Origin of the sequence: Curtobacterium sp. MCPF17_050, assembly GCF_003224435.2 — a bacterium.
GTDB lineage: Bacteria > Actinomycetota > Actinomycetes > Actinomycetales > Microbacteriaceae > Curtobacterium.
The window spans coordinates 2477949-2503280 of sequence record NZ_CP126250.1 but is presented as its reverse complement, the minus strand read 5'-3'; the positions used below and the strand labels follow the sequence as shown (position 1 = coordinate 2503280).

Below are 25332 nucleotides of genomic sequence, written 5' to 3'. Positions count from 1 at the left end.
GGGCCTCCAGGCGGTGGCGCTGCTGCCTACGCGCGGTGCGCCGGCGGGTGTCCCGAACCGTGCGTCGGCGCGTCCGGCTCCGCCGGAGCGGCGTGCGACCCGTGGTGGCCGCCGCCGGACTGCGCATCGCCGACGGGGTCCGTCGCTGCCTGTCCGGCGTCGGCCTGTCCCGTGGCGGCCGGGGTGCTGCCGTCCGCGACGGAGCGGTGCCCGGTGACCGGCTGCATGCGCTCGAGCTTCGCGCCCTCCACGTCCACGTCCGGCAGGATCCGGTCGAGCCACTTCGGGATCCACCAGGCGCTCCGACCGAGCAGGTGCATCACGGCCGGGATGAGCAGCATGCGGACGACGAACGCGTCGAGCAGGACACCGAACGCCAGACCGAACCCGATCGGCTTGATGGTCGACGACTCCGAGAAGATGAAGCCCGCGAACACCGAGATCATGATGATCGCGGCCGCCGTGACCACCGCGCGGCCGGCGTGCAGCCCGCGCTGCACCGCGACCTTCGCGCTGGCCCCGTGAGCGTACGCCTCACGCATGCCGGAGACCAGGAAGAGCTGGTAGTCCATCGCGAGCCCGAACAGGATGCCGATCTCGATGATGGGCAGGAAGCTCAGGATCGGTGCCGGGTCGTGCACGCCGAACACGCTGCCGAGCCAGCCGAACTGGTAGATCGCGGTCAGGCCACCGAACGAGGCGAGCACGGACAGGATGAACCCCGCCGTCGCCGTGATCGGCACCAGGAACGACCGGAACACGATGATGAGGATGATCAGCGACAGGCCGACCACGACCGCCAGGTAGAGCGGCAGCACGTTCGCGAGCTTCTCGGACACGTCGATGTTCGCACTGGCGTTGCCCGCGACGCCGAGTTCCACCCGTCCGTCATCGGTCGAGACGCTCTGGGCGCGGAGGTCCTTGACGAGCTCCTCGGTCGAGACGCTGTCCGGGCCGCCGTTCGGCTTCACCTGGAAGGCGATGATCGTGCGGTCCTTCGACGCGCCGATCGGGAGCACGGCGTCGACGTCGTCGTTCTCCGCGAGCGCCTGGCCGATGGTGACCTCGGTCGCGGTGACGTCGTCCTCGCTGACCGCCTGCGGCAGTGTCGCGACGACGAGCAGCGGACCGTTCTGACCGGCGCCGAACTCCTGCTCGAGCGTCTTGTACGCCTTGTACTGGCTGGACTCGACCGCCTCGGACGACCCGGAGGGCAGACCGAGTCGCATCTGCGTGGCGGGGAGGGCGATCGTGCCGAGGACGGCGACGCCCGCGATGAGGGTGATGACCGCGCGCCAGGTCGACATCGGCTTGTTCGGCACCCGGACGGACCCGGTGTTGCCGATCTGCTGGCGCTCCTTCTTCCGCAGGATCCGGAGGCCGAGCAGCGACAGCAGTGCCGGCGTGAACGAGGTCGCGATGAGGATGGCGAACAGGACCGCCACCGCCCCGACCGTGCCCATCAGGCCGAGGAACGGGATGCCCGTGATGTTCAACGCCAGGAGCGCGACGATGACCGTCGTGCCGGCGAAGACCACGGCGTTGCCCGAGGTGCCGTTCGCGAGCCCGATCGACTCGTGCACGCCCATGCCCTGCTTCAGCTGCGTCCGGTGCCGGTTGAGGATGAACAGCGAGTAGTCGATGCCGACGGCCAGGCCGAGCATCACCCCCAGGACCGGCGTGACCGAGATGAACTCGACGAGGTCCGAGAACGAGAGCGACGCGAGGGTGGCGACGCCGACGCCGAGCACCGCGCTGAGGAGCGGGATCGCGGCACCGATGACGGTGCGGAGCATGAGGAACAGCACGAGCGCCGCGATGACGACGCCGATGATCTCGCCCGGTCCCAGGATCGAGGGCACACCCTGCGCGATGTCGTTGGACACGTACACGTCGACGCCGCTGATCGTCGCCGCCTCGGCGCGGTCGGAGATCTCCTGCTTCGTGGTCTGCGGGACCTCGTAGGTCGACTTCGTGAACTGCACCGTGCCGATGGCCGCGGAGTCGTCCGACGAGACGAAGCGGATGTCCTTCGACAGGTCGAGCAGGTCGGAACCCTGTTCGAGGTCACGCTCGCTGTCCTCGAGCTTCTGCGTGTTCTGGTCGATGGTCTTCTGCGCGTCGGCGAGCTGCTGCTCGCCCGCCGTGAGTTGCTGCTGCTGGGCGTCGATCTGCGCCTGCGCCTGCTCGAGCTGCTGCTGGCCGGCCTGTGCCTGCGCCTGGGCGGCGGGGCTCGCAGCCGCGGCGGCACCGGCGGCGCTGGCCTGGGCCTCCGCCTGGGCCTTCTGCGCGTCGAGCTGGGCCTGGGCGTCCGCGATCTGCTGCTTGCCGGACTCCAGCTGCTCCTTCTGGGCGTCGAGCTGCGCCTGACCGTCTTCGAGCTCCTTCCGCCCGTCGCTGATCTCCTTGCGCCCGTCGACGATCTTCTGCCGCTGGTCGTCGAGTCGCTGCTGCGTCGCGAAGCCGTCGGTCGTGCCCTTGACCCCCGGCAGGTCCTCGAGGTCCGTCAGGAACGCCTGCACGTCGTCCCGCTGGGCGCTCGTGAAGGCCCCGCCGTCCTTCGTCTGGAAGACGATCGTCCCGTTGCCGCCGTTCGCACTCGGGAACTTGTCGGCGAGTTCGTCCTGCACCTGGCTGGTCTTCGTGCCGGGGATCGAGATCGCGGAGGAGATCGTGCCCGAGAACAGGCTGAAGGTGACACCGGCGATCGCCATGAGCACGATCCAGGCGATGATCACCGTCCAGTGTCGGCGGGCCGCGAAGCGACCGAGGCGGTAGAGGAGACCGGCCATGCTGGGCGCCGTTCCTTTCGTGGTGGAGGGTTGTTGGTCGGAGTGGGGTGCGCCGGTGGACCCCGGGGGAGTGGTCGTGGAGCAGGTCAGGATTCGGGGAGGTAGCCGCTGCGGACGCTGTGCACGAGCCGCCCGAGCAGTGCGTCCCAGGCGGCCCGGGCGTCGTCGTCGAGCCGCGGTCCGGTGGTCGTGAGCCAGTGGTCGGCGATCACGACGATGCCACTCATCAACGAGTCCACCAGCAGGGCGGTGTCCAGGGCATCAGCTGCGGGATGGCGACGGGCGACCTCGCTGCGGAGGCGTCCCGTGACGCGCGCGAAGGCGGTCTGCGTCAGGGCGGTGGCCTTCGGGTCGTCGCCCTCCGGCTCGCCGAGGATCCGGTGCAGGCGGACGATGGCGCTCGGCAGGTCGGTGCCGCGGGCGGCCGACTCGAGCTCGTCGAACATCGCCGACCGTGAGCCGTCCCCGACCGGCGTGCTGGCGATCTCGGCCAGGAACCGGTCGATGATGACGGACAGGGCCTCCTCGCACACGGCCAGGCGTACCTCGTCGAGCGAGGCGAAGTGGTTGAAGACGGTGCGCCGGGCGACGTCGGCGCGTGCCGCGAGTTCGTCGACGCTGAACTCGCCGCCGCGGTCTTCGATGAGCTCGCGGGCAGCGCCGAGGATCGCCTCGCGGTGCCGTTCCTTGAGGGCAGCACGGCGATCGGGCGAGCGGGTCACGACGTCGACACTAGGTGCATCGATGCACTCGGTGCATCTTCGCCGGGCCGATCCTCAGGAACGTCCCCCGGTCGACTCAGCGCGGTGCGCGCCGGTGCCGTCCGTGTCGCTGCAGCAGTGCCACCCAGCGGGGGAGGCGGCGCTCGCCGGCGACGACCGCCTCCACGGTGCTGGACGGTGCGAATGCGAACCAGGGGCAGTTGGGGCAGACGTGCAGCCACTCGTGGACGGCGAGCCCGACACCGTAGTACTGGTTCCGGGCGACGCGGAGCGGACGTGCGCACCGGGGACAGGACAGCTTGCCGCCGTCCCGGTCGATCGCGATCGATGGGGTGGTGTCTGCAGTGGTGCGTGCATCGTCGACAGCAGTCATGGCCCGAACCTCTCCGGTGTCCCGTCACGCTCCGTTGCGTGGCTGTGCGGAGAGGATACGACGCGTCCGGCCGCGTCGCACACCCGGTCACCGCCGTGTCCCGTGGACGCGGAGCCGGGTGTGCGGCGCTGCCGGTGCGGGTGGTGTCAGCGGAGCTGACGGAACGTCGCGCGGATGTCGGCGACGAGCAGTTCCGGCTGCTCGAGCAGGGCGAAGTGGCCGCCGCGGGCGACCTCGCTGAAGTGCACGAGGTGCGTGTACCGACGTTCGGCCCAGCGGCGGGAGCGTCGGACGTACTCGCCCGGCATGATGCTCAGGCCGACCGGGACGGTGAGCGGTGCCTCCACCGTGCCGGGGTTCGCCCACCCCGTCCGGTTCGCCTCCCAGTACATCCGCGCCGAGGATGCCGCGGCGTTCGGGAGCCAGTAGAGCATCACGTCGTCGAGCACCTCGTCGCGGGTGAACAGCCGCTCGGCGTCGCCGTGTTCGTCGTGGGAGCCGCCGACGTCCTGGAACATCGCGTAGATCCACGCGGCCAGGCCGACCGGGGAGTCGCTGAGTGCGTAGCCGATCGTCTGGGGGCGCGTCGCCATCTGCTGCGAGTAGGCGGACAGTTCCTGCCAGTAGTGGCCGCTCTCCTGGAGCATCGCCTGCTCCTCCGGGGAGGCGTTCCGGACTTCGTCGTCGGTCGGCATGAACAGCGCCATGTTGAGGTGGATGCCCGCGAGCCCGATCCCCTCGGCGGCTTCGAGCGCGGCGAGTCCGGCGGTCACGGTCGCGCCGAGGTCGCCGCCCTGTGCGAACCAGTCCGTGTACCCGAGACGGTGCATCAGCACCGACCACGCACGTGCGGTGCGCGCCAGGTCCCAGCCCGGGGTGGTCGGCTTCCCCGAGAACCCGAACCCGGGCAGGCTCGGGATGACGAGGTGGAACGCGTCCTCCGGCGCGCCGCCGTGGGAGACCGGGTCCGTGAGTGGCCCGATCGCGTGCCGGAACTCGAGGACGGAGCCGGGCCAGCCGTGGGTGAGGAGCAACGGCCGCGCTCCCGGCTCGGCCGATCGGACGTGGAGGAAGTGCACGTCGAGCCCGTCGATCGTCGTCGTGTGCTGGCCCCATCCGTTCAGGAGCGTCTCGACCCGTCGCCAGTCGTAGTCGGTCGCCCAGTGCTCGACCAGGGCGCGGACCTTCTCGAGCCGCGGACCCTGCGAGGTGTCGGGCACGGTCTCCCGATCGGGCCACCGGCTGGCGAGCAGGCGCTGCCGGAGTTCGTCGAGTTCCTCCTGCGGGACGTCGAGGGTGAAGGGGGTGATCGCGGCCTGGTCGCTCATGGTGGGCTCCTCGTCGGGGAACGACTTGCTCCCGCTCGGAGATGATCTTTGCACAAGACGATCTCGGAGGTGTACCGTCTGCTGCATGGACGATCGAGTGACGACAGGCGACCTCCCTGAGATCGACTGGGACGCGCAGGGCATCGAGACCGAGCTCGGTTGGGCCGTCCCCCTCGTCCTCCAGGAGTACGTCCGGCTCGGGAGCGTGGCGGTCGCGGACGTCCCCGGCGGTCCCCGCGGCTACCAGGTGCTCGTGGCGACCACGACGGAAGAGGCCTCCTCGCAGCTCCTGCTCGCGAACCGACTCGGCATCGACAAGACCCAGATGACCTACGTCATCGACGCGCTCGAGGCCGGCGGGTTCGTCGAACGCCGACCGGACCCGACCGACCGCCGTGTCCGTCAGGTGCACCCGACCGACGCCGGGCGCGCCCTGCTCAGCCGCACCCGCCGGACCCTCAGAGCCGCCGAGGAGGTCCTCATGCGCCACCTCGAGCCGGACGAACAGACCACGATGCGTCGGCTCCTGGCCCGCGTCGCGCTCGCCGCCGGGTCAGGGACAGCAGGAGCGCGCGGGGACGACCCCGCGTTCGAGCACCCCCTCGCCGTCCCGGAGCGATCCCGGCGGCGCACGCAGACCACCACCTCGTCGACCTCGTCGACCACCCCACAGTGAGGCCACTCCCCATGACCAGTACCGTCCTCGTCGCCGGCGCCACCGGCGACCTCGGCCAGCGCATCGTCCGCGAACTCCTGGAGCGCGACGTCCGCGTCCGGGTCCTCACCCGCCCCGGGAGCGGGACCGCCACCGACCTCTTCGGCGCCGACCCGCGCGTCGACGTGGTCGCCGCGGCGTACACGGACCACGCGGCCCTCACCGAGGCCGTGGCAGGGGTCGACGTCGTCGCCTCGGCCGTCAGCGGGACCCGTCCCGTGATCGTGGACGCGCAGCGCGCCCTGCTCGCGGCGACCGTCGCGGCCGGCGTGCCGCGCTTCATCCCGTCGGACTACTCGGCCGACTACCGACGCATCACGCCCGGCACGAACCGCAACTTCGAACTCCGACGCGAGTTCGCCGCCGAGGTCGACGCCGCGCCCGTCCGCGCGACGTCGATCCTCACCGGCATGTTCACGGACCTGCTCACCGGCCAGGCGCCGATGATCCTGTTCGGGCGGCGCCGGGTCCTGTTCTGGTCCTCCGCCGACCAGGTCCTCGACTTCACCACGAAGGACGACGTCGCCCGCGTGGTGGCCCTCACCGCGTTGGACGACGACGCCCCGCGCGTCGTCGAGACGGCGGGCGACCACATCTCGGCACGGGACGTCGCGCACATCATGAGCGAGTTGACCGGGACCGCCTTCCGCCTGCAGTGGGCCGGCACGACCGGGACGCTCTCCGCGATGAGCGCGGTCGGGAAGCGGCTGTCGGGGAACCCGGACGAGACGTTCCCGGCCTGGCAGGGGATGCAGTACTTCGTGAGCATGTTCAGCGGGGAGGCGCAGCTGCGGCACGTCGACGACGACCGCTACGGTCCGCACACCTGGACGACAGTCCGCGACGTGCTCCGAGCACACCTCGAGCCGGACGCGACCCGGTGACGGAGGGGCCGTGACGCCCCGGACGGAGGACCGTTAGCGTGGCGGCCATGACGCAGATCGACCTGACCGGCCGGACCGCCCTGGTGACCGGCTCCACGCAGGGCATCGGACTCGCGATCGCAGTGGACCTGGCCCGCGCCGGGGCGTCGGTGGTCGTGAACGGACGCGGTTCGGACGGGGTGCAGCGGGCGATCGGTGCCGTCCGCGATGCCGTCCACGGGGCGCAGGTCGTCGGTGTCGCCGCCGACCTGTCCACGGCGGACGGCGCGGCCGCGGTGCTCGACGCGCACCCGCACGTCGACGTGCTCGTCAACAACCTCGGGATCTTCGGCAGCCGCGACCCGTTCGCGATCACCGACGACGAATGGCGCCACTACTTCGAGGTGAACGTCCTCTCCGCGATCCGCCTGATCCGCTCCTACCTGCCCGCGATGACCGAGCACGGGTACGGGCGCGTGGTGTCCATCGCGAGCGACTCCGCCGTCGTCACCCCGGCCGAGATGATCCACTACGGCATGACGAAGACGGCACTGCTGGCCGTGACGCGGGGGTTCGCCAAGGCCGTCAAGGGCACGGGCGTCACCGTCAACACCGTGATCGCCGGACCGACCCACACCGCCGGCGTCGAGGACTTCGTCGCCGAGCTGGTCGGCACCGACCTGCCCTGGGACCAGGCACAGCGCACGTTCATGCGGGAGCACCGGCCGCAGTCCCTCGTCGAGCGCCTGCTCGAACCGGAGGAGGTCGCCCACATGGTGACCTACCTCGCGTCGCCGCTGGCGTCCGCCACGACCGGTGGTGCGCTCCGCGCGGACGGCGGGTACGTCGACGCGATCCTGCCGTGACCGGGCGACGGGGCGGGCACACCCGGGTGGCAGCGCTCGCCGCGGTGGTGGCCCTGTCGCTCGGCATCGCCGGGTGCCAGGACGCAGCTGCGTCCGATGCGACGCACAGCCCGTCCGGGATGGCCGCCGCGACCTCCGGACAGTCGACGCCGACGCCGACGTCGACTCCGGCAAGGATTCCGGCACCGACGACGGACGCGGCCGCTGAACGGGCCTTCGCGGCACTCGAGACCGAGCACGACGCCCGGCTCGGCGTCGTCGCGATCGACACCGGCAGCGGGGTCGGTGTCGCACACCGGGCCGACGAGCGGTTCGCGTTCGCCTCGGCGGCGAAGGTGTTCATCGCCGCGACCGTGCTCGACGCCGCCGCACCGGACGACCTCGACGCCGTCGTGCCGATCGGACAGGGCGACGTGCTCTCCTACGCGCCGGTCACCGGTCAGCACGTCGGCTCGGGCATGACGGTGCGCGCACTGCTCGCGGCGATGGTGCGCTCGAGTGACAACACGGCGGCGAACCTGCTCGTGGCCAGGGTCGGCGGGCCGGCTGCCGTGCAGCGGTGGCTCCGCGGCATCGGGGACGACGTGACCCGGGTCGACCGCGTCGAACCGGACCTGAACGAGGCCGTGCCCGGTGACGAGCGGGACACGACCACCCCGGCCCAGTTCGCCGCCGATCTCCGCACGGTCCTGCTGGGCGGTGCCCTCGACCCCGACGACCGCGCGTTGCTCGTCGACCTGATGCGCGGGACGACGACGGGTGCGGGGACGATCCGCGCGGGCGTGCCCGAGGGCTGGACGGTCGCGGACAAGACCGGCACCGGGTCGTACGGCGTGCGGAACGACGTCGGGATCGTGACACCGCCCGGGCGCGACCCGATCGTGCTCGTCGTGATGACGCGCCACGACACCACGGACGCCGAGCCGGACGACGCGCTCGTCGCCGCTGCCACCCGCGCGGCCCGCACCGCCCTGCAGGGCTGATCCCCGGTCGGTCAGCGGGGGAGCACCGCCGACCACCGCTCGACGGCGTCGTAGGCGCGCTCGCGCACCGGCGCCGCCGAGAGCACGACGTCGTGCAGCGCGCCGTGCAGTCGGCGGACCGTCACCTCGTCGCCGAGTGACAGTGCGCGTCTCGCGACGGCGTCGACGTTGAGGGCCACGTCGGCGTGGGACATGCCCTCGTTCCACCGCGGCTGCAGCATGCTCTTGTCGCTGAGCATGACGAGCACCGGGACCGTGAGGCCGAGCCCGTGCGCGACCCGCTCCTGCCCGGCGAACACCGCGGCGAGCCAGCCCGGGTGCAGCGGGAAGCCGCGTTCGGGTCGCCACCGTTGGTCGTACGTCCACGACCCCTCCGCGGAGCTCGACACCGTGCGTGTGTAGAAGCCGGGGTCGACCGCCGGCATCGGCGCGAGGGGGTTCCGCTTCGCACCCAGCTTGATGACCGGCGCGACGACCGCCCGCCCGATCGCGTCGGCTTGGAACTCGAGCCACGGGCTGTTCAGCACGAGTCCCTCGACGAGCGCCGGGTGCCGCGCTGCCCAGAGCGCCAGCGTGAGCCCGCCCGTGGAGTGGCCCATCGGCACGAGCCGCCGGCGCTGCCCGGGGTGCTCTGCCCGGATCGCGTCGAGCGCGGCGGCGATGTCCTCGTCGTAGGTGGCCAGGTCGCCCACGTGCCCGGGCGTCTGGTGCGGCCGCAGGCTCCGCCCGTACTTCCGCAGGTCGAGGGCGTGGAAGCGGGCGCCGAGCCGTTCGACGCGCTCGGCGAGCTCGGTCTGGAAGAAGTAGTCCGACCACCCGTGCACGTACAGGACGTCGACGTCGTGCAGCGGACCGGCGTGGGGTCGGAGCCGGTCGGTCATCGTCCGCCGCCGACGGACCAGGGTGGCGACGACCGGGCCTTCGGCGTCCTCGCCGAGCGGGAGCTCGAGTCGCTCGTACGGCGGGCCGAGGACGTCCTCGTGCCACCCCGCGTCGGTCATGCCTCGTTCCTACCGCACGACGCTGCGCGACGACGGACGGGAGGTCCCCACCGCACCTTCTGGTGGCGGGCCTCCCGTCCGTGGTCGTGGGGCGGCTCAGGCGACCGGCTCGCTGTCGTCGAGCCAGCCGGCGAGCTTCGTCATGTAGTCGGCCTGTGAGGCGTAGTCGAGCGCCGGGAATGTGAAGCTGTGCACCTGACCGGCCTGCAGGGCCGGGTCGTCGGCGAACGTGGGCTGCTTCTCGAGGTCGGCCACCTGGTAGCCCTGCTGCGACAGCAGGATGACGTCGGCCGAGATCTGGCCCGCGTTCTCCCAGCTGTAGATGCCCCAGTAGAAGCCCTTCGGCTTCGGGGTCACCAGGTCGACGCCGAAGTCGCTCCACATCTGCAGCGTGGGCTCGTCGGACGGGCGGGTGACGTAGGCGCCGTCACCGTCGGCGTACATCGAGACGACGGACAGGCCGCTCTCCTCGGACGCGGTCCGGAGGGTCTCCTTCGCCGTGTCGAACTGCTGCTCCGCGGACTCCACGGCGGACTCGTCGGCGCCGAGGTCCTCGGCGAGGTCGGCGATGTCCTCGATGACGTCGAGGCCCTTGCCGCCCCACTTGACCGTCGCGACGGGGGCGATCGCCTCGACCTGCTCCTGCTGCTCCTTGTCCTTGAAGCCGTAGGCCGGCTGCGAGGCGTCGAGCGTGCCCTCCGCGTCGGTCGGGTAGACCGAGGTCACGACGAGGTCGGGCTTCAGCGCGGCGAGCTGCTCGAGGTCGATGTCGCCGTACGCGGTGCCGAGCTGCGTGATGCCGTCCTGATCGAGGTCGTCGAAGCGGGCGTCCTTCGCCATCGGGAGCTGGCCGAAGGTGCCGACGGGGCGGAGGCCGTACTCGATGAACGAGATCGCGATGTCGTTCAGGACCACGACGCGCTCCGGCGTGTGGTCGACCTTCACCGTCGTGCCCATGGCGTCCTCGTACGACCAGGCCCCGGACGACGCCTTCGCGTCGTTGCCGGTGTCGTCGGAGGCACCGGTGCCGGAGCACCCGGTGAGGATGAGGGCCGTCGCGGTGACGGCGGTCAGGAGGGCGGCACGAACGGAGCCGCGGCGGGGAGTGTTCACGTTAGGTGAGCCTAACCTAACCAGGAGTTCCGCACCAGTCCGGGTCGCCCTCCGCCTCAGTCCGCGTGCCCGTCCGCCTCCGGCACGACCATCGGCGAGCCGGTCACCGGGTCCGGGACGACCCGCGCGTGCAGCCCGAACGCCCGCTCGAGCAGTGCCGGCGTGAGGACGTCCACCGGGGACCCGTCGGCGACGACCCCGCCGTCGTGGAGCACCACGAGGCGGTCGGAGTAGCGGGCGGCCAGCGTGAGGTCGTGCAGCACCATGACGACCGTGGCGCCCTGCTCCCGGTTGATCCGACGCACCAGACGCAACACGTCGAGCTGGTGCGCGAGGTCGAGGTAGGTGGTGGGTTCGTCGAGCAGGAGCGTGTCCGCCCGCTGCGCCAGGACGAGCGCGATCCAAGCGCGCTGCCGCTGCCCGCCGGACAGGCTCGCGACGTCGCGGTGGGCGACCTCGGTCAGACCGGTCGCGGCGATGGCGTCCTCCGCCACGGCGGCGTCCTCGGCGGTCCAGGGTCGGGCCCACGACTGGTGCGGGTTCCGGCCGCGCATCACGAGGTCGAGCACGCTCGTCCCGGCGGGCGCGAGGGGCGACTGCGGGAGGATCGCGAGCTTCCGCGCGACCGCCCGGTTCGCCTCCTTCCGGATCGGCGCACCGTCGAGCAGCACCTCGCCGGACTGGGGCTTGAGCACGCGGCCGAGCGCCTTGAGGAGCGTCGACTTGCCGCAGCCGTTCGCGCCGAGGAACGTCGTCACCGTGCCCCGCTCCACCGCCAGGTCGAGGTCGCGGAGCACCGGGTGCTTGTCGTACCCGACGGACAGGCCACGGGCCTCCAGGACGGGTCCGGCGTGCACGCGGTCCGGCGTGGTCACGGCCGCGGGGGCCGGCGGGGTCGTCGTGGTCATCGGGACATCTCCTTGCGGTGACGGATGAGGAGCCAGATCAGGTACGGGGCGCCGATCACGGTGGTGACGATGCCGACGGGCACCTGCCAGGGGAACGCCGACCGGGCGAGCAAGTCCGCGCCGAGCACGAGCACCGCGCCGAGGGCCGCCGACAGCAGCAGCGGCGGACGGTTCGTCCCGGCCAGACGCACGGCGATCTGCGGCACGACGAACGCGACGAACCCGACCGGGCCCGCGGCAGCGACCGCCGCGGCCGTGAGGACGACCGCCAGGCCGATGACGAGCAGCCGGTGCCGCTGCACGCCGAGGCCGACGCCGGTGGCGACCTCGTCCCCGAGCTGCCCGATCCCGAGCGCCGCCGACGTGGCGAGCGCGATCGGGACGCCGACCGCGGCGATGACGAGGAGCGGCCACACGGTCGTCCACGACGTGCTCGAGAGACTGCCGACGAGCCACTGCGAGGCCGCGGTCGCCTGGGTGATCTTCGCGCGGACGAGCAGGTAGCTCGTGACCGCGTCGAGCGTCGCGCTCGCCCCGATGCCGACGAGGATCAGGCGGTGGCTCTGCACCCCGCCACGCCAGCCCAGGCCGTAGACGACCGTGGCGGCGACGAGCGCCCCGATCGTGGCGGCGACGGGGATGCCGCCGCCGAGGACCAGGGCGCTCACCGAGTAGCTGCCCCCGCCGAGGACGACCGCGGCCACGGCGCCGACGCTCGCGCCCGAGGTCACGCCGATGATGTCCGGCGTCCCGAGCGGGTTGCGCGTGAAGGTCTGCGTCAGGGCTCCGGCGACCGCCAGGGTCACGCCGACGAGGGCCCCGGTCAGGACGCGGGGGAGGCGCAGGGTCGTCACGATGAACGACTCCGGCCCGGACTCGAGTCCGAGCAGCGCCCGCACGACCGTGCCCGGTGCGATGAAGGTCGAGCCGATCGCGACGCCGAGCACGACGAGCAGCAGGGCGGCGACCACGGCGACGACCGAGGTGGTGAGGACCCGCGGACGCCAGGCGAGCCCGATCGGCCCGATGCGGATGCCCTTCCGGGCCCCGGCCGGTGTCGCGGCGGGCGCGGTCGTGGTCGCCGCACTCACAGGGACACCAGCGATCGACGGCGTGCGACGGCGACGAACACCGGTCCGCCGATGACGGCGAGCACGATCCCGACCTCGACCTCGGCGAACCCGCCCACGAGTCGGCCCACGACGTCGGCGAGCAGGACGAGCGCGGCACCGAGCAGCGCCGAGGCGGGCAGGGTCCAGCGGTGGCCGGTGCCGACGACGGCCCGGGCGACGTGCGGGACGGTCAGCCCGACGAACGCGACCGGACCGGCGGCTGCCGTCGCGCCCGCGGCGAGGAGCGTGATGCCACCGAGGCCGACGAGCCGGGCGGTGAGCAGGTCCTCCCCGAGTCCCTTCGCGAGCTCCGAGCCGAGGCCGAGCGCGTCGAGGGCGCGGGTGTTCCAGATCGCGAGCACGAGTCCGACGGCCATGAACGGCCACGCGGCCTGCAGGACGTCGAGCTGTCGGCCGGACAGTGACCCGACGACCCAGAGCCGGTACGCGTCGAGGGACTCCTGGTCGGTGAGGACGATGAACGAGGTCAGGGCGCCGAGCAGCGCGGACACCGCGGCGCCGGCCAGGGCGAGGGGGACGGGGCTCGCGGTCCCGCTGCCGGCGACCGTGACGGAGAAGACGACGACGCTGGCGACCAGTGCGCCGACCAGGGCGAACCAGACCGAGGCGCCGGTGCTCGTGACACCGAAGACGTACACGCCGAGCACGACGGCGAGGCCGGCGCCGGCGGAGACGCCGAACAGCCCGGGGTCGGCGAGCGGGTTCCGCGTGTGCCCCTGCATGAGGAGCCCGGCGATCCCGAGCGCGGCGCCGACGCTCGCGCCGATCAGCGTGCGGGGGATGCGGGAGCCCCAGACGACGGCCTCGTCGGTGCCCGAGCCGCTGCGGGTGAGGCCGGCGAGCACCCGGTCCACGCCGATGTGGTTGCTGCCGAGGAGCATGCTCGCGACCGCTGCGCCGAGCACCAGCACCGCCAGCCCGAGCAGGACGCCGACCCGACGACGAGCCGTCCGCCGGTGGACGCCGGTGGCACCGATCACCGCTCCGGGAGGGGCAGCGGGCGCGGTTCGGACGGCGAGGGGAGGGGGTGGCACGGGAGCCATATTAGGTTAGCCTTCCCTCATGGCGAAGATCCCGAGGCTGATGCCCGAGAACCCGCGGCTGTTCCGGGCGCGGGTCGTCCGTACCGAACGGCACACCCCGTCGGTCCACCGCGTCACCATCGCGAGCGACGAGATCCGCGACTTCCCGTTCCTCGGCTTCGACCACTGGTTCCGCCTGTTCCTGCAGCGCCCCGAGCAGGACGCCTTCCGGATGCCCGAGCTCGACGGCGCCACGTGGTGGCCGCAGTACCTCCGCATCCCCGAGGAGTCGCGACCGCACTGCGCCAACTACACCGTCGCCGGACACCGGCCGGAGCTCGGCGAGATGGACATCGACTTCGTCGTGCACACCGACCAGGACGGCGGACTCGAGGGCCGCGCGGCGATCTGGGCCTGCAGCGCCCGACCCGGTGACGAACTCGCCCTGCTCGACCAGGGCTGCATCTTCGACTGCCCCGACGACGCCAGCGAGGTCGTCATCGCCGCCGAGGAGACCGGCCTGCCCGCCGTCGTCGGCATCGCCCGCTCGCTCCCGCGCGACGCCGTCGGCCGCATCATCCAGGAGGTCCCGACCGCGGACGACGTCCGCGACCTCGACGCCCCCGCCGGGGTCACCGTGACGTGGCTCGTGCGCGGCGACGCCACCGCGGTGCCCGGTCGTGCGGCGCTCGCCGAACTGCAGCGGCACGTGCCCTGCGACGACCGCGGCTACGCCTTCGTCGTGGGGGAGTCCCGACTCGCCACCGAGGGCCGCCGCCACCTGCACCGCGCCGGGCTGCCCAAGTCGCGGATCACGTTCTCCGGCTTCTGGAAGCACGACGCACGGATGCCCGTCCCGGCCTGAGCGGCGCGCGTATCCTCGCGCCATGAGCTGCCGCCTGAGCGAACTGGTCCTCAACTGCGACGACCCCGAGGCGCTGTCGCGCTTCTGGTGCGCCGTCCTCGGCTACGTCGAACTCGGCGCGGACGAGGACGGCATCGAGATCGGCCCGGCGTCCGGCTTCGGCGGTGCTGCGCCCACGATCATCCTCTCCCGCGTGCCGCACGCGAAGACCCAGCCGCTGCGCCTGCACCTCGACGTCAACCCGGTCGACCGCGACCAGGACGCGGAACTCGAGCGGCTCCTCGCACTCGGTGCCCGTCCGGCCGACGTCGGGCAGACGGGCGACGAATCGTGGCACGTGCTGCAGGACCCCGAGGGCAACGAGTTCTGCCTGTTGCGCACGCGGCTCGCTCCGCTCGCCTCCGCCTGAGACCACCCACGACGGACGGGAGGCTCCCCACCGGCTGGTGGGGAGCCTCCCGTCCGTCATGCGGTCCGGACCACGGTCCGGGCCGGGTCAGCCCTTCAGGCCGGAGCCCGTGACGCCCTCCACGATCTGCCGCTGGAAGACCAGGTAGAGGATGATGAGCGGCAGCGCCGCGAGGAGCGCGCCCGCCTGGATGTCGGCGTACCGCTGGCCGAAGCTGCCCTGGACCGTGGCGAGCCCGACCGGGATCGTCATGAGGTCCGGGTTCGACAGCACGAACAGGGGCAGCAGCAGGTTGTTCCACACCCCGACGAAGGTCAGGATCGTCACCGCGGCGATCACCGGACGCGACAGCGGCAGGATGACCGACCAGTAGACCTTCCAGATGCCGGCACCGTCGATGCGTGCCGCCTCCTCGAGCTCCTTCGGGATGCCGTCGAAGAACTGCTTGAAGATGAACACCGCGATCACCGCCGGGACCTGCGGGAAGATCACCGACCAGTAGGTGTTCAGCAGGCCGACCGCGTTGAGCTCCTGGAAGATCGGGATGATCAGGACCTGCGTCGGGATCATGATGCCCAGGATGATGAGCAGGAACGCCACGTTGCGGCCGCGGAACACGAGCCGGGACAGCGCGAAGGCCGCCATCGAGGCGAACAGCACCGTGAGCACCGCGGTGATGACGCTCGTGATGCCGCTTGCGAGGTACCAGTTCCAGATGTCGCCGGACTGGAACAGGGACGAGTACGAGTGCACCGTCGGGTTCCAGTCCGACAGGATCTTGCCGGCGCCGAGCGCGGCCACCCCGTTGTCGGAGAGGGACGTCTTCAGCGCGAACAGGCTCGGGATGAGCCAGATGATCGCGAAGACCGTCAGGACGACGCCGGAGGCGATGGTGAAGCCCCTGCCGGAGACACCGATCTTGGCGGCGCTCGTCGGGGCGGCCGAGGAGACACCGGTACGGAGCTTGGCACGGCCGGTGGTGATGCTCTCGGTGGTGGTCATCTCAGGCCCCGATCTCACGCTTGGCGGCAGCGCGCTCGACGAGCTGCCGGATGACCGCGATCGCGACGATCACGATGAACAGGAGGACGGACGCCGCGGACGCCGCGCCGAGTCGGTTGTCGGTGAAGCCGACGCCGGTGATGAGCTGCAGCGAGACCTGGGTCGAGATGCCCGGGCCGCCGTTCGTCATCAGGTAGACCTGGTCGAAGATCTTCAGGGACGCGATGATCTGCAGCAGGATGACGAGCGTCGTGGTGCGGCCGAGCAGCGGCAGCGTGATGGACTTGATCTGCTGCCAGTTCGAGGCACCGTCGACCGCGGCCGCTTCGTACAGCTCGCGCGGGATCTCCTGCAGGCCGGCCAGGTACAGCACGAAGTTGAAGCCCAGCGTCCACCAGACGGTCGCGATCGCGACGCCGATCATCGCCGTGTTCGGGCTGGAGAGCATGCCCGAGCCCGGGGTCATGCCGAGTGCGGTCTGCAGGCTCGCCCACAGGCCGGTGCTCGGCGTGAAGATGAACACCCAGATGAGGGAGATCGTCGCCGAGGGCAGGATGAACGGCAGGAAGAACGCCAGGCGGAAGAACCACTGCCCCTTGTTCATCCGGTTCGTCAGCACGGCGAAGACGAACGCCAGGATCACCAGCGGCGGGGTCGTGTACAGGGTGAACTGGAGCGTGTGCCAGAGCGACGACCAGAAGTCGCTCCGCCCGAGCATCTCGGCGTAGTTCGCGAACCCGGCGAAGCTGCCGAGCCCGGTGCGCACGGTCGAGGTGTTGAAGAAGCTCGTGACGATCATCCAGATCGTCGGGCCGAGCAGGAAGGCCACGTAGAACAGGCCGAAGGGGGCGAGGAACAGCCACCCGCTGCGGCCCTGGCCGCTGGTGATGCTGGTCCGGTGTGAGCGGAGCCGCCGTGGTGCAGTGGCCGCATCCGTGGGGCGGTCGAGGACTGGTGCTGTGGTCACGTCATCGTGCCTTTCGCGGGGTGTTCACGGTGTTCGCGCGCCTGGTCACAGGGGGCTCGGGGTGTTGAGGTAGGTCGCCAGTTGGCTCTTGATGGCGCGGAGTGCCTGGGCCGGGCTCGAGCTGCCCTGCTGCACGAGCGCGAGCTGGGCGCCGACGGTGCCCTCGAAGGTCGACCCGGACCCGCCGTACCAGGCGGCGTCGTCGAAGACCGCCGTCTCGGCCGCGGCGGCGTAGTTCGACTGCGGGGTGAGCTCCTTGTACGCGGTGCTGTCGAAGGTCGGCATGTACGCGGGGACGTGGCCGCCCTCGGCCCAGGTCAGGCTCTGCTCGAGCATCTGCTTGATGAAGAGCATGTGCTGCTTGCGCTGCTCGGGCGTGCGGTCCTTCTTCGGCAGGATGAAGGTGTGCGCGTCGGCCTGCGTGGCGGGCTTGTCGTACAGCTGCGGGATCGGCGCCATGCCGAACTCGAGCCCCTTGATCGACTGGGCGGTGCTGATCTCCCACTCACCCTGCATGAAGAAGCCGGCCTTGCCGTCGAACATGAGCGACTGCGCGGTGGCGTAGTCGAGGGCCTTGTTGAGCCACCCTTCCTTCACCCACTTCTGGGTGCGGCTGGTGACCTCGTTGTAGGCGTCCTCGTTGACGGTGAGCTTCGCGCCGCCGTCGCTGATGAACGGCGTCGCGCCCTCGATCTGGTTGTACATCGTCCAGAAGAAGCGCCACGGGGTCGCGGTCTCGGGCACGACGTTCGCGACGTTCAGCGCGTTGCCGCCGGTGACCTTCGACACCGCGGCGAGGGCACGCTCGAAGTTCTCCATCCCGTCCAGGTTCGTGAGCTGGTCGTCGCTGTCGAGCAGACCGGCCTTGCGGCAGACGTCGACGTTGTAGAACAGCACGAACGGGTGCGTGTCGAGCGGGATCGCGATGTTGTTGCCGTCGGTCTTCTGCGCCGTCCAGGCCTTCTGGTTGAAGTCGCTCGCCTTGAGGCCCACGCTCGCCAGGTCGTCGGCCGTGATCGGGTCGAGCAGGTCGCCGTCCCAGAGCGGCTTCGCGCGGGTCAGGTGCGCGATCGCGACGTCCGGCGGCTTGTTCCCGACGGTCGCCAGTGTGACCTTCGAGTAGTACGGGTTGCCCCACGCGAACGTCGTCGCCTGCAGGGCGGAGGAGCCGCCGTGCTGCTTCGCGTACCCGTCCTCCATGGTCTTCATGCGGACGCCGTCACCGCCACCGAACAGGTTCCAGAAGACGAGCGTCTCGGGGGCGAGCGGGGTTCCGGCGAGCCCGGCGGAGAGGGGGCTCGCGCAGGCGGCCAGCGGCAGCACGGTGGCCGCCGCGGCTCCGGCGGCGAGCAGGCTCCTGCGGGTGAACGCGGACCCGCGGGGTGGCGGGACGGGACGGTTCGGCATGGCATCACTCCATCGGGACGGGCCGAAGCGGGACGTCATCCAGGGGAGGAGTGCTGTCCCGTTCTCGGGGCGTCGGTGCCCCGTGAGCGCTCACGTTAGCGCCGCGCCGTCGGGCGCGCCAGCCCTTCCGTCCCGTGTCGACACCCGATAGCGTTTCCCTCAGGTGAGCGCTCACTTCCGTGACGCCGCGGAACACAACTGCTCGACGCACAGCCTGATCGAAGGAGATCATCCATGCCCCGCACACACCTCGTCCTCGACTCCGCGTTCACGGTGGGCCCGGTGCGGCGCCGACTGTTCGGCGGGTTCGTCGAGCACCTCGGGCGGCACGTCTACGACGGCATCCACGAGCCCGCGCACGAGTCGGCCGACGAGCACGGCTTCCGGAAGGACGTCATCGAGCTGGTCAAGGAGCTCGGCGTCACGACCATCCGCTACCCCGGCGGCAACTTCGTCTCTGGCTACAAGTGGGAGGACGGCGTCGGCCCCGTCGACCAGCGTCCCCGCCGGCTCGACCTGGCCTGGCACTCGACCGAGACGAACGAGGTCGGCCTGCACGAGTTCCAGCAGTGGCTCGACTCGGTCGGCTCCGAGCTGATGCTCGCGGTGAACCTCGGCACCCGCGGCACCGCCGAGGCGATCGAACTCCTCGAGTACGCGAACATCCCCGGCGGGACGGCCCTGTCCGAGCAGCGCCGGGCGAACGGCAAGGACGAGCCGTTCGGCATCACGATGTGGTGCCTCGGCAACGAGATGGACGGACCGTGGCAGCTCGGCCACAAGAACGCCGAGGACTACGGCAAGCTCGCGGCGATGACCGCCAAGGCCATGCGGCAGATCCAGCCCGGTCTGGAACTGGTGGCGTGCGGGTCGTCGGGCGCGTCGATGCCCACGTTCGGCGAGTGGGAGCGCACCGTCCTCGAGCACGCGTACGAGGACGTCGACTACATCTCGGCGCACGCGTACTACGAGGAGGACGACGACCTCACCTCGTTCCTGGCGTCCGGCGCCAACATGGACCACTTCATCAAGACGGTCACGACCGCGGCGGACCACGTGCAGGCGCACAAGAAGTCCGACAAGCGCATCGACATCTCGTTCGACGAGTGGAACGTCTGGTCGATCACGAAGTGGGAGGAGAAGGCGAAGACCTTCACGCTCGAGGACTGGCCGGTCGCCCCGCGCCTGCTCGAGGACGTCTACACGGTCGCCGACGCCGTCGTGCTCGGCGGGCTGCTCATCTCGCTCCTCCGCCACGCCGACCGCGTCGCCTCCGCGTCGATCGCGCAGCTCGTCAACGTCATCGGCCCGATCATGACCGAGCCCGGGGGCGAGGCCTGGCGTCAGACCACGTTCTTCCCGTTCTCGGTGACGTCGCGCCTGGCCCACGGCACGTCGCTGAACGTGGTCGCGTCGGGCGACACGGTCGACGGCGGCAAGCACGGCACCGTGCCCGTCGTCGACTCGGCCGCCACCGTCGAGGACGGCCGCGCCGCGGTGTTCCTCGTCAACCGCCACCAGACCGAGAGCACCACGGTGACGATCGACCTCGCCGGCCTGTCGGTCGAGGGCGACGTGCACGCCGAGGGCATCTGGGACGACGACCTGCACGCCGTGAACGACCTGACGGACACCGCCCGCGTCGGCCTGAAGACGAATGAGTCCGTCCGCCGCGAGGGCGACACGATCACGATCGAGCTCCCGCCCGTGTCCTGGACGGCGATCTCGATCGGTTGAGCGCCTCGGTGCACGCTGCGTGCGGCGGGCACCGAGTGAGCAGAGGACGCCGGGTCCCCGCGGGGCCCGGCGTTCCTCGTGTCCGGCGGACGGCCGGTTTGGCCGGGGGGGGGGGGGGGGGGACATTCGCGCTGAGCGACACCGTTCGCGGCTGCTGCCCCGAACGGTGTCATTCACCGCGAACGGTGCGCGGGCGAGGCCCATGCCGGGCCGGCCGGGAGGCGCGCGCCGGGCCCGCCCCGCGCCTCCCGTCCGGCGAAGCTCGGCTGGGCGGGACGGCGCGGCACGTGCAGACCGCGTCCCGTCCGTCGTCCGCCGTCCGCGCCGTGGCACGGCTGGGCCGTGCACGACTCGCGCTCAGCGACACCGTTCGCGGCCGCAGCCGCGAGTCGTGTCGCTCAGCGCGAAGGCGGCCTCGAGCGCGCCGGCGCCCCGGCGGCCCGGCGCTCAGCGCGCGGGCGGCGCCGCGGTGCTCGCGCGCTCGACGAGCCGCACCGGCACGAGGTCCGTCGCCGCGGTGGCGGCGCCACCCTCGATCTGCCTGAGCAGGGTGGCGACCGCGCGGCGCCCGACCTCGTCGAAGGACTGGTGCACGGTGGTGAGCGGCGGCCAGAACGAGTCGGACTCGGGGGAGTCGTCGAACCCCACCACGCTCAGCGTCGACGGCACCGGACGACCGAGTTCGTGGCAGGCGCGGAGCACCCCGAGCGCGGTCTGGTCGTTCGCCGCGAAGACCGCCGTGATCTCGGGACGGGCCGCGATCGACACGCCCGCGCGGTAGCCGGAGGAGGTGTTCCAGTCGCCCTCGAACACCGGGGGGACCGTCCGCCCGGCGGCCGTCAACGTCGCCGCCCACGCTGCCTGGCGCCGTGCGGCCGAGTACGACGACGCCGGCCCGGAGACGTGCCAGACGGTGTCGTGCCCGAGGTCGAGCAGGTGCTGCGTGGCGAGCCGGGCGCCGTCGGCCTGGTCGGTGTCGATGGCCGGGTGCTCGGTGGTGCCGGTCGAGTCGACGACCACCATGGGCACGCCGTCGGGCAGGGCGACCTCGGCGGTGTCGATGACGTGCGACTCGATGATGATGACGACGCCGTCGACCGCCTGTTCGTGCAGGCGTGAGAAGGCGCTGCGGACGCCCTCCTCGGTCCGGGAGGCCATCGGCAGCAGGGTGATCGTGAAGTCGGCGGCACCCGCGGCCTCGGCGATGGCCTCGAGCGTGCGCATGTTGCCGAAGGACGCCATCGTGAACATGATCACGCCGATGGTCCGGAAGCGTCCGGAGCGCAGGGCGCGGGCAGCGCGGTTCGGGCGGTATCCGAGCTCGGCCATCGCCTGCTGGACGCGTGTCCGGGTCTCGGGGCTGACGTTGTCGAAGCCGCGGGCCACGCGGGACACGGTCTGCATGGAGACCCCGGCGGCCTCGGCCACGGCGGAGAGCGACGGCGCCCGACGGGGGGAGGCCGCCGGGTCGGTGGTGGTCGAGATGGTCACGCGCCCCCTTCGTGCGGACGGCCGAGGTCGGCGTCCGTACGCGACCGGTGCTGCGAACGCTAGTGCATGTTGACGTTGCCATGCTATGGTCACCTCGTTCGATGTTGACGTCAACATCGGTCGGTCCAGGCAGCACGGAGTCGTGCTCTCCACCGGACGACCGACCGGCACATCGACGGCTCGCAGGACACGACGAAGGAGTCACATGAGCACGCTCACCGCGCGGAGCCCCGAGGCCGCGCCGCGACGGAGCGAGGGCACTGCTCCCGCCCCGCGTCGCCGTGGGAAGCCCCGGGGCCGCATGACCGGCTGGCTCTTCGTCGGCCCGTTCGTCGCCGTCCTCGTCCTCATGCTCATCGTCCCGATCGGGTACGCGCTCTGGCTCAGCCTGTTCCGCGACCAGCTCATCGGCGGCAACCAGTTCGTGTGGTTCGCCAACTACGTCCAGCTCTTCCAGGACGCCAAGTTCTGGTCCGGCTTCGGCCGGGTCGCAGTCTTCCTCGTCGTGCAGGTGCCGATCATGCTCGGCCTCGCCCTCGTCGCCGCCCTCGCGCTCGACAGTGCGCGGCTCTGGGGCACCGGGTTCTTCCGCATCGCGGTGTTCCTGCCCTACGCGGTCCCGGGCGTCGTCGCGGCGCTCATCTGGGGCTTCATCTACGGCAACCAGTTCGGCCTCACCGGTGCGGCGAACGACGCGATCGGCATCGACCTGCTCCAGCCGTTCAGCCCGACCTGGGTCCTCACGTCGATCGGCAACGTCGTCACGTGGGAGTTCCTCGGCTACAACATGCTGATCTTCTACGCGGCCCTCCGCACCGTCCCCGGTGAGCTGTACGAGGCTGCCGAACTCGACGGCGCGGGCCCGATGCGCACGGTCTTCTCGATCAAGCTCCCGGCCCTGCGCGGCCCGATGGTCATCGCCACGATCTTCTCGATCATCGGCAGCTTCCAGCTCTTCAACGAGCCGAACCTGCTCAAGACGCTCGCCCCGAACGTCATCGGCAGCGCCTTCACCCCGAACATGTACGCCTACTCGCTGTCCTTCAGCGGGCAGCAGTTCAACTACTCCGCCACCGTCGCGATCGTCATGGGCGTCATCACCGCCGTCATCGCCTACGTCGTGCAGGTCCGCGGCACTCGACAGGAGAACCGATGAGCACCCTGCAGGGTCCCGCACCCCTCACCGTCACCGAGGCGACCACGACGCAGCGCGACCCACGTGAGCGACGCACCCGAGCCTCCCGGAAGGCGGCGCAGCCCGTCGACGGACGCAAGGTGAAGCGCTCCGGCCTGCTCACCGCGGTCATGGTCGTCTTCGTCGTGTACTCGTTCGCGCCGCTGTTCTACCTGCTCGTCAACAGCACGAAGACGCAGGCGTCGCTGCTGTCGACGTTCGGCCTGTGGTTCGGCGGGGACTTCCACCTCTGGCAGAACATCGTCGACACCCTCACCTACAACGACGGCATCTTCGTCCAGTGGCTCGGCAACACGCTGCTCTACGTGGTCGTCGGGGCCGGTGGAGCGACGCTGCTCGCGACCGTCGCCGGGTACGGCATGGCGAAGTTCCAGTTCCCGGGTCGTCGCGCCGTGTTCGCGATCGTCCTCGGTGCGATCGCCGTCCCGGGCACCGCGCTCGCCGTCCCCACCTTCCTGCTCTTCTCGCAGGTCGGCCTGACGAACACCCCCTGGGCGATCATCCTGCCGTCGCTCATCAGCCCGTTCGGCATGTACCTGATCTGGACCTACGCGGTCGAGGCGATCCCCACCGAACTCATCGAGGCCGCCCGCATGGACGGAGCGGGGGAGTTCCGGATCTTCTTCACGATCGCGCTGAAGCTCCTCGCTCCCGGTGTCGTGACGGTCCTGCTCTTCGCGGTCGTCGCGACCTGGAACAACTACTTCCTGCCGCTCATCATGCTGAGCGACCCGAAGTGGTACCCGCTGACCGTCGGCCTGAACCAGTGGAACGCGCAGGCCACCGGGTCCGGCGCGGAGCCGATCTACAACCTCGTCGTCACCGGTTCGCTCCTCACGATCATCCCGATCGTGGTCGCGTTCCTCTTCCTCCAGCGCTTCTGGCAGTCCGGTCTCGCGGCCGGGTCCGTCAAGGCCTGACCCGCCACCCGTCCCCGGTCCGCACGCCGGACCGGCCGGGAGGCCCGGCACGAGTCCGCCACGGACCGCGCCGCACCCCGCACCACCCCCGCATTCCGCAGCAGTTCTCCACAACGAAGTGAAAGGCACCACCATGCAGAAGCGTCTCCGGCGCGGGCTCAGCGCCCTCGCCATCGGCGTCACCGCCGCCATGGCCCTCGCGGCCTGCTCGTCCGGCGGCTCCGGCTCCGGCGGCTCGTCCGACGACATCGCGACGGCACTCGACGAGGGCGGCACGCTGACCTACTGGTCGTGGACGCCGTCCGCGAAGGACCAGGTCGCCGCGTTCGAGAAGGCCTACCCGAAGGTGAAGGTCAAGCTCGTCAACGCCGGTACCGGTGCCGACCAGTACACGAAGCTGCAGAACACCGTGAAGGCCGGCTCGGGTGCCCCCGACGTCGCCCAGGTCGAGTACTACGCACTGCCGCAGTTCGCCCTGTCCGAGTCGCTCCTCGACCTGAGCTCGTACGGGTTCGGCGACCTGGAGGACAAGTTCGCCGCGAGCACCTGGAACTCGGTGTCGATGGACGGCAAGGTCTACGGCCTGCCCCAGGACTCCGGCCCCATGGCCATGTTCTACAACAAGAAGGTGTTCGACGAGTACGGCATCGAGGTGCCGAAGACGTGGGACGAGTACGTCGCGGCGGCGAAGAAGCTGCACGAGGCCGACCCCGAGAAGTACCTGGCCGCGGACTCCGGCGACGCGGGCTTCACCACGAGCATGATCGCCCAGGCCGGCGGCACCCCGTTCACCACCGACGGTGACAAGGTCACGATCAACCTGCAGGACGAGGGCACGAAGAAGTGGACCGAGACCTGGGACCAGCTCGTCGAGCAGGGTCTCGTCGCGAAGACCGTCGGCTGGACCGACGACTGGTACAAGCAGCTCGGCAACGGCCAGATCGCCACGATGATCACCGGCGCCTGGATGCCCGGCAACCTCGAGGCCAGCGTCGCCGACGCGAAGGGTGACTGGCGCGTGGCACCGATGCCGACCTACGACGGTGGCCCCGCGCAGACCGCGAACAACGGCGGCAGCGCCCAGGTCGTCATGGAGCAGTCCGAGAACCCGGCTCTCGCTGCCGGCTTCCTCAAGTGGCTGAACTCGTCGAAGGAGTCCACGGGGATCTTCATGGAGTCCGGCGGGTTCCCGTCGACCACCGCAGACCTCGAGTCGTCGGCGTTCCTGGAGGAGAAGCCGGAGTACTTCGGCGGCCAGCAGATCAACAAGGTGCTCGTCGACGCGTCGAAGTCCTCGGACAACGACTTCGCCTACCTGCCGTACCAGGTGTACGCGAACAGCGTCTACGCCGACACCGTCGGCCAGTCGTACGAGAAGGGCACGTCGCTCGAGTCGGGTCTCGAGGCCTGGCAGGACGCGCTCGTGAAGTACGGCAAGGACCAGGGCTTCACGGTCTCCACCAAGTAGCAGCACCCCACCGACGCGGCCGTGCGGGCATCCCGCACGGCCGCGTCCCCCT

The 25332-nt window shown here is 70.9% G+C and carries 23 protein-coding genes; 10 read left to right on the top strand and 13 right to left on the bottom strand.

Annotated features, from left to right (window positions below; all coding sequences use genetic code 11):
- Window positions 1-26 precede the first annotated feature (26 nt).
- The 4 genes from DEJ34_RS11900 to DEJ34_RS11885 all read right to left on the bottom strand — a co-directional run bounded on the left by DEJ34_RS11900 (window position 27) and on the right by DEJ34_RS11885 (window position 5215).
- Window positions 27-2792: an MMPL family transporter gene (locus DEJ34_RS11900; RefSeq protein WP_110901457.1), complete on the bottom strand. Its 2766-nt coding sequence runs from the start codon at window positions 2790-2792 to the stop codon at window positions 27-29.
- A gap of 86 nt (window positions 2793-2878) precedes the next feature.
- Window positions 2879-3514, bottom strand: a complete 636-nt coding sequence (locus tag DEJ34_RS11895) for a TetR/AcrR family transcriptional regulator (RefSeq protein ID WP_181420667.1) — start codon at window positions 3512-3514, stop codon at window positions 2879-2881.
- Between the two features lie 76 nt (window positions 3515-3590).
- A complete protein-coding gene (locus DEJ34_RS11890; protein WP_110911719.1) occupies window positions 3591-3887 on the bottom strand; it encodes a hypothetical protein in 297 nt (98 codons plus the stop codon).
- Between the two features lie 146 nt (window positions 3888-4033).
- Entirely contained in the window at window positions 4034-5215 is a 1182-nt protein-coding gene (locus DEJ34_RS11885; RefSeq protein WP_110911720.1) for an epoxide hydrolase family protein, read from the bottom strand.
- Between the two features lie 85 nt (window positions 5216-5300).
- Here DEJ34_RS11885 and DEJ34_RS11880 point away from each other — a divergent pair, with 85 nt between their 5' ends.
- The 4 genes from DEJ34_RS11880 to bla are packed head-to-tail and all read left to right on the top strand — an operon-like array spanning window position 5301 to window position 8642.
- Window positions 5301-5891: a MarR family winged helix-turn-helix transcriptional regulator gene (locus tag DEJ34_RS11880; protein WP_110911721.1), complete on the top strand. Its 591-nt coding sequence runs from the start codon at window positions 5301-5303 to the stop codon at window positions 5889-5891.
- Window positions 5892-5902: 11 nt separating this feature from the next.
- Window positions 5903-6814: an NmrA family NAD(P)-binding protein gene (locus DEJ34_RS11875; protein WP_110911722.1), complete on the top strand. Its 912-nt coding sequence runs from the start codon at window positions 5903-5905 to the stop codon at window positions 6812-6814.
- A gap of 47 nt (window positions 6815-6861) precedes the next feature.
- The gene (locus DEJ34_RS11870) at window positions 6862-7659 is read left to right on the top strand and encodes an SDR family NAD(P)-dependent oxidoreductase (RefSeq protein WP_110911723.1); all 798 of its coding nucleotides are present in this window, start codon (window positions 6862-6864) and stop codon (window positions 7657-7659) included.
- Entirely contained in the window at window positions 7656-8642 is a 987-nt protein-coding gene (bla, locus tag DEJ34_RS11865; RefSeq protein WP_110911724.1) for a class A beta-lactamase, read from the top strand. Before DEJ34_RS11870 ends, bla begins: the two co-directional genes overlap by 4 nt.
- 11 nt (window positions 8643-8653) lie before the next feature.
- Here the strand turns inward: bla and DEJ34_RS11860 are convergent, their stop codons facing one another.
- The 5 genes from DEJ34_RS11860 to DEJ34_RS11840 all read right to left on the bottom strand — a co-directional run bounded on the left by DEJ34_RS11860 (window position 8654) and on the right by DEJ34_RS11840 (window position 13831).
- A complete protein-coding gene (locus tag DEJ34_RS11860) occupies window positions 8654-9643 on the bottom strand; it encodes an alpha/beta hydrolase (protein ID WP_110911725.1) in 990 nt (329 codons plus the stop codon).
- 96 nt (window positions 9644-9739) lie between these two features.
- Window positions 9740-10756, bottom strand: a complete 1017-nt coding sequence (locus DEJ34_RS11855) for an ABC transporter substrate-binding protein (protein WP_110911726.1) — start codon at window positions 10754-10756, stop codon at window positions 9740-9742.
- 56 nt (window positions 10757-10812) lie between these two features.
- Window positions 10813-11664 carry an ABC transporter ATP-binding protein gene (locus tag DEJ34_RS11850; RefSeq protein WP_110911727.1) on the bottom strand — a complete coding sequence of 284 codons (852 nt, stop codon included), beginning with the start codon at window positions 11662-11664 and terminating at the stop codon, window positions 10813-10815.
- On the bottom strand, window positions 11661-12755 hold the full coding sequence (locus tag DEJ34_RS11845; RefSeq protein ID WP_258368368.1) for a FecCD family ABC transporter permease: 1095 nt from the start codon (window positions 12753-12755) through the stop codon (window positions 11661-11663). The genes DEJ34_RS11850 and DEJ34_RS11845 overlap by 4 nt, the downstream gene beginning before the upstream one ends.
- Window positions 12752-13831, bottom strand: coding sequence for a FecCD family ABC transporter permease (locus DEJ34_RS11840; protein WP_258365907.1), 1080 nt, complete (start codon window positions 13829-13831; stop codon window positions 12752-12754). Before DEJ34_RS11840 ends, DEJ34_RS11845 begins: the two co-directional genes overlap by 4 nt.
- Window positions 13832-13859: 28 nt before the next feature.
- Here DEJ34_RS11840 and DEJ34_RS11835 point away from each other — a divergent pair, with 28 nt between their 5' ends.
- Window positions 13860-14684: a siderophore-interacting protein gene (locus DEJ34_RS11835; RefSeq protein ID WP_110901447.1), complete on the top strand. Its 825-nt coding sequence runs from the start codon at window positions 13860-13862 to the stop codon at window positions 14682-14684.
- Between the two features lie 22 nt (window positions 14685-14706).
- Entirely contained in the window at window positions 14707-15093 is a 387-nt protein-coding gene (locus DEJ34_RS11830; protein ID WP_110890154.1) for a VOC family protein, read from the top strand.
- 87 nt (window positions 15094-15180) lie between these two features.
- Here the strand turns inward: DEJ34_RS11830 and DEJ34_RS11825 are convergent, their stop codons facing one another.
- The 3 genes from DEJ34_RS11825 to DEJ34_RS11815 are packed head-to-tail and all read right to left on the bottom strand — an operon-like array spanning window position 15181 to window position 18469.
- Window positions 15181-16095, bottom strand: coding sequence for a carbohydrate ABC transporter permease (locus DEJ34_RS11825; RefSeq protein ID WP_110824795.1), 915 nt, complete (start codon window positions 16093-16095; stop codon window positions 15181-15183).
- A 1-nt stretch (window position 16096) separates the two neighbouring features.
- Window positions 16097-17062: a carbohydrate ABC transporter permease gene (locus DEJ34_RS11820; protein WP_110890153.1), complete on the bottom strand. Its 966-nt coding sequence runs from the start codon at window positions 17060-17062 to the stop codon at window positions 16097-16099.
- A gap of 45 nt (window positions 17063-17107) precedes the next feature.
- The gene (locus DEJ34_RS11815) at window positions 17108-18469 is read right to left on the bottom strand and encodes an extracellular solute-binding protein (protein WP_110824793.1); all 1362 of its coding nucleotides are present in this window, start codon (window positions 18467-18469) and stop codon (window positions 17108-17110) included.
- A gap of 234 nt (window positions 18470-18703) precedes the next feature.
- On the opposite strand from DEJ34_RS11815, the gene arfA reads away from it, so the two are divergent.
- Window positions 18704-20206, top strand: coding sequence for an arabinosylfuranosidase ArfA (gene arfA, locus DEJ34_RS11810; RefSeq protein WP_110824792.1), 1503 nt, complete (start codon window positions 18704-18706; stop codon window positions 20204-20206).
- A 447-nt stretch (window positions 20207-20653) separates the two neighbouring features.
- Here the strand turns inward: arfA and DEJ34_RS11805 are convergent, their stop codons facing one another.
- Window positions 20654-21610, bottom strand: coding sequence for a LacI family DNA-binding transcriptional regulator (locus DEJ34_RS11805; protein WP_284180729.1), 957 nt, complete (start codon window positions 21608-21610; stop codon window positions 20654-20656).
- 292 nt (window positions 21611-21902) lie between these two features.
- Here DEJ34_RS11805 and DEJ34_RS11800 point away from each other — a divergent pair, with 292 nt between their 5' ends.
- From DEJ34_RS11800 to DEJ34_RS11790, 3 genes are all read left to right on the top strand, one after another.
- A complete protein-coding gene (locus DEJ34_RS11800; RefSeq protein WP_110890151.1) occupies window positions 21903-22853 on the top strand; it encodes a carbohydrate ABC transporter permease in 951 nt (316 codons plus the stop codon).
- Window positions 22850-23812, top strand: coding sequence for a carbohydrate ABC transporter permease (locus DEJ34_RS11795; RefSeq protein WP_110890150.1), 963 nt, complete (start codon window positions 22850-22852; stop codon window positions 23810-23812). Before DEJ34_RS11800 ends, DEJ34_RS11795 begins: the two co-directional genes overlap by 4 nt.
- Window positions 23813-23945: 133 nt before the next feature.
- On the top strand, window positions 23946-25280 hold the full coding sequence (locus DEJ34_RS11790) for an ABC transporter substrate-binding protein (RefSeq protein ID WP_110911729.1): 1335 nt from the start codon (window positions 23946-23948) through the stop codon (window positions 25278-25280).
- Window positions 25281-25332: the final 52 nt, after the last annotated feature.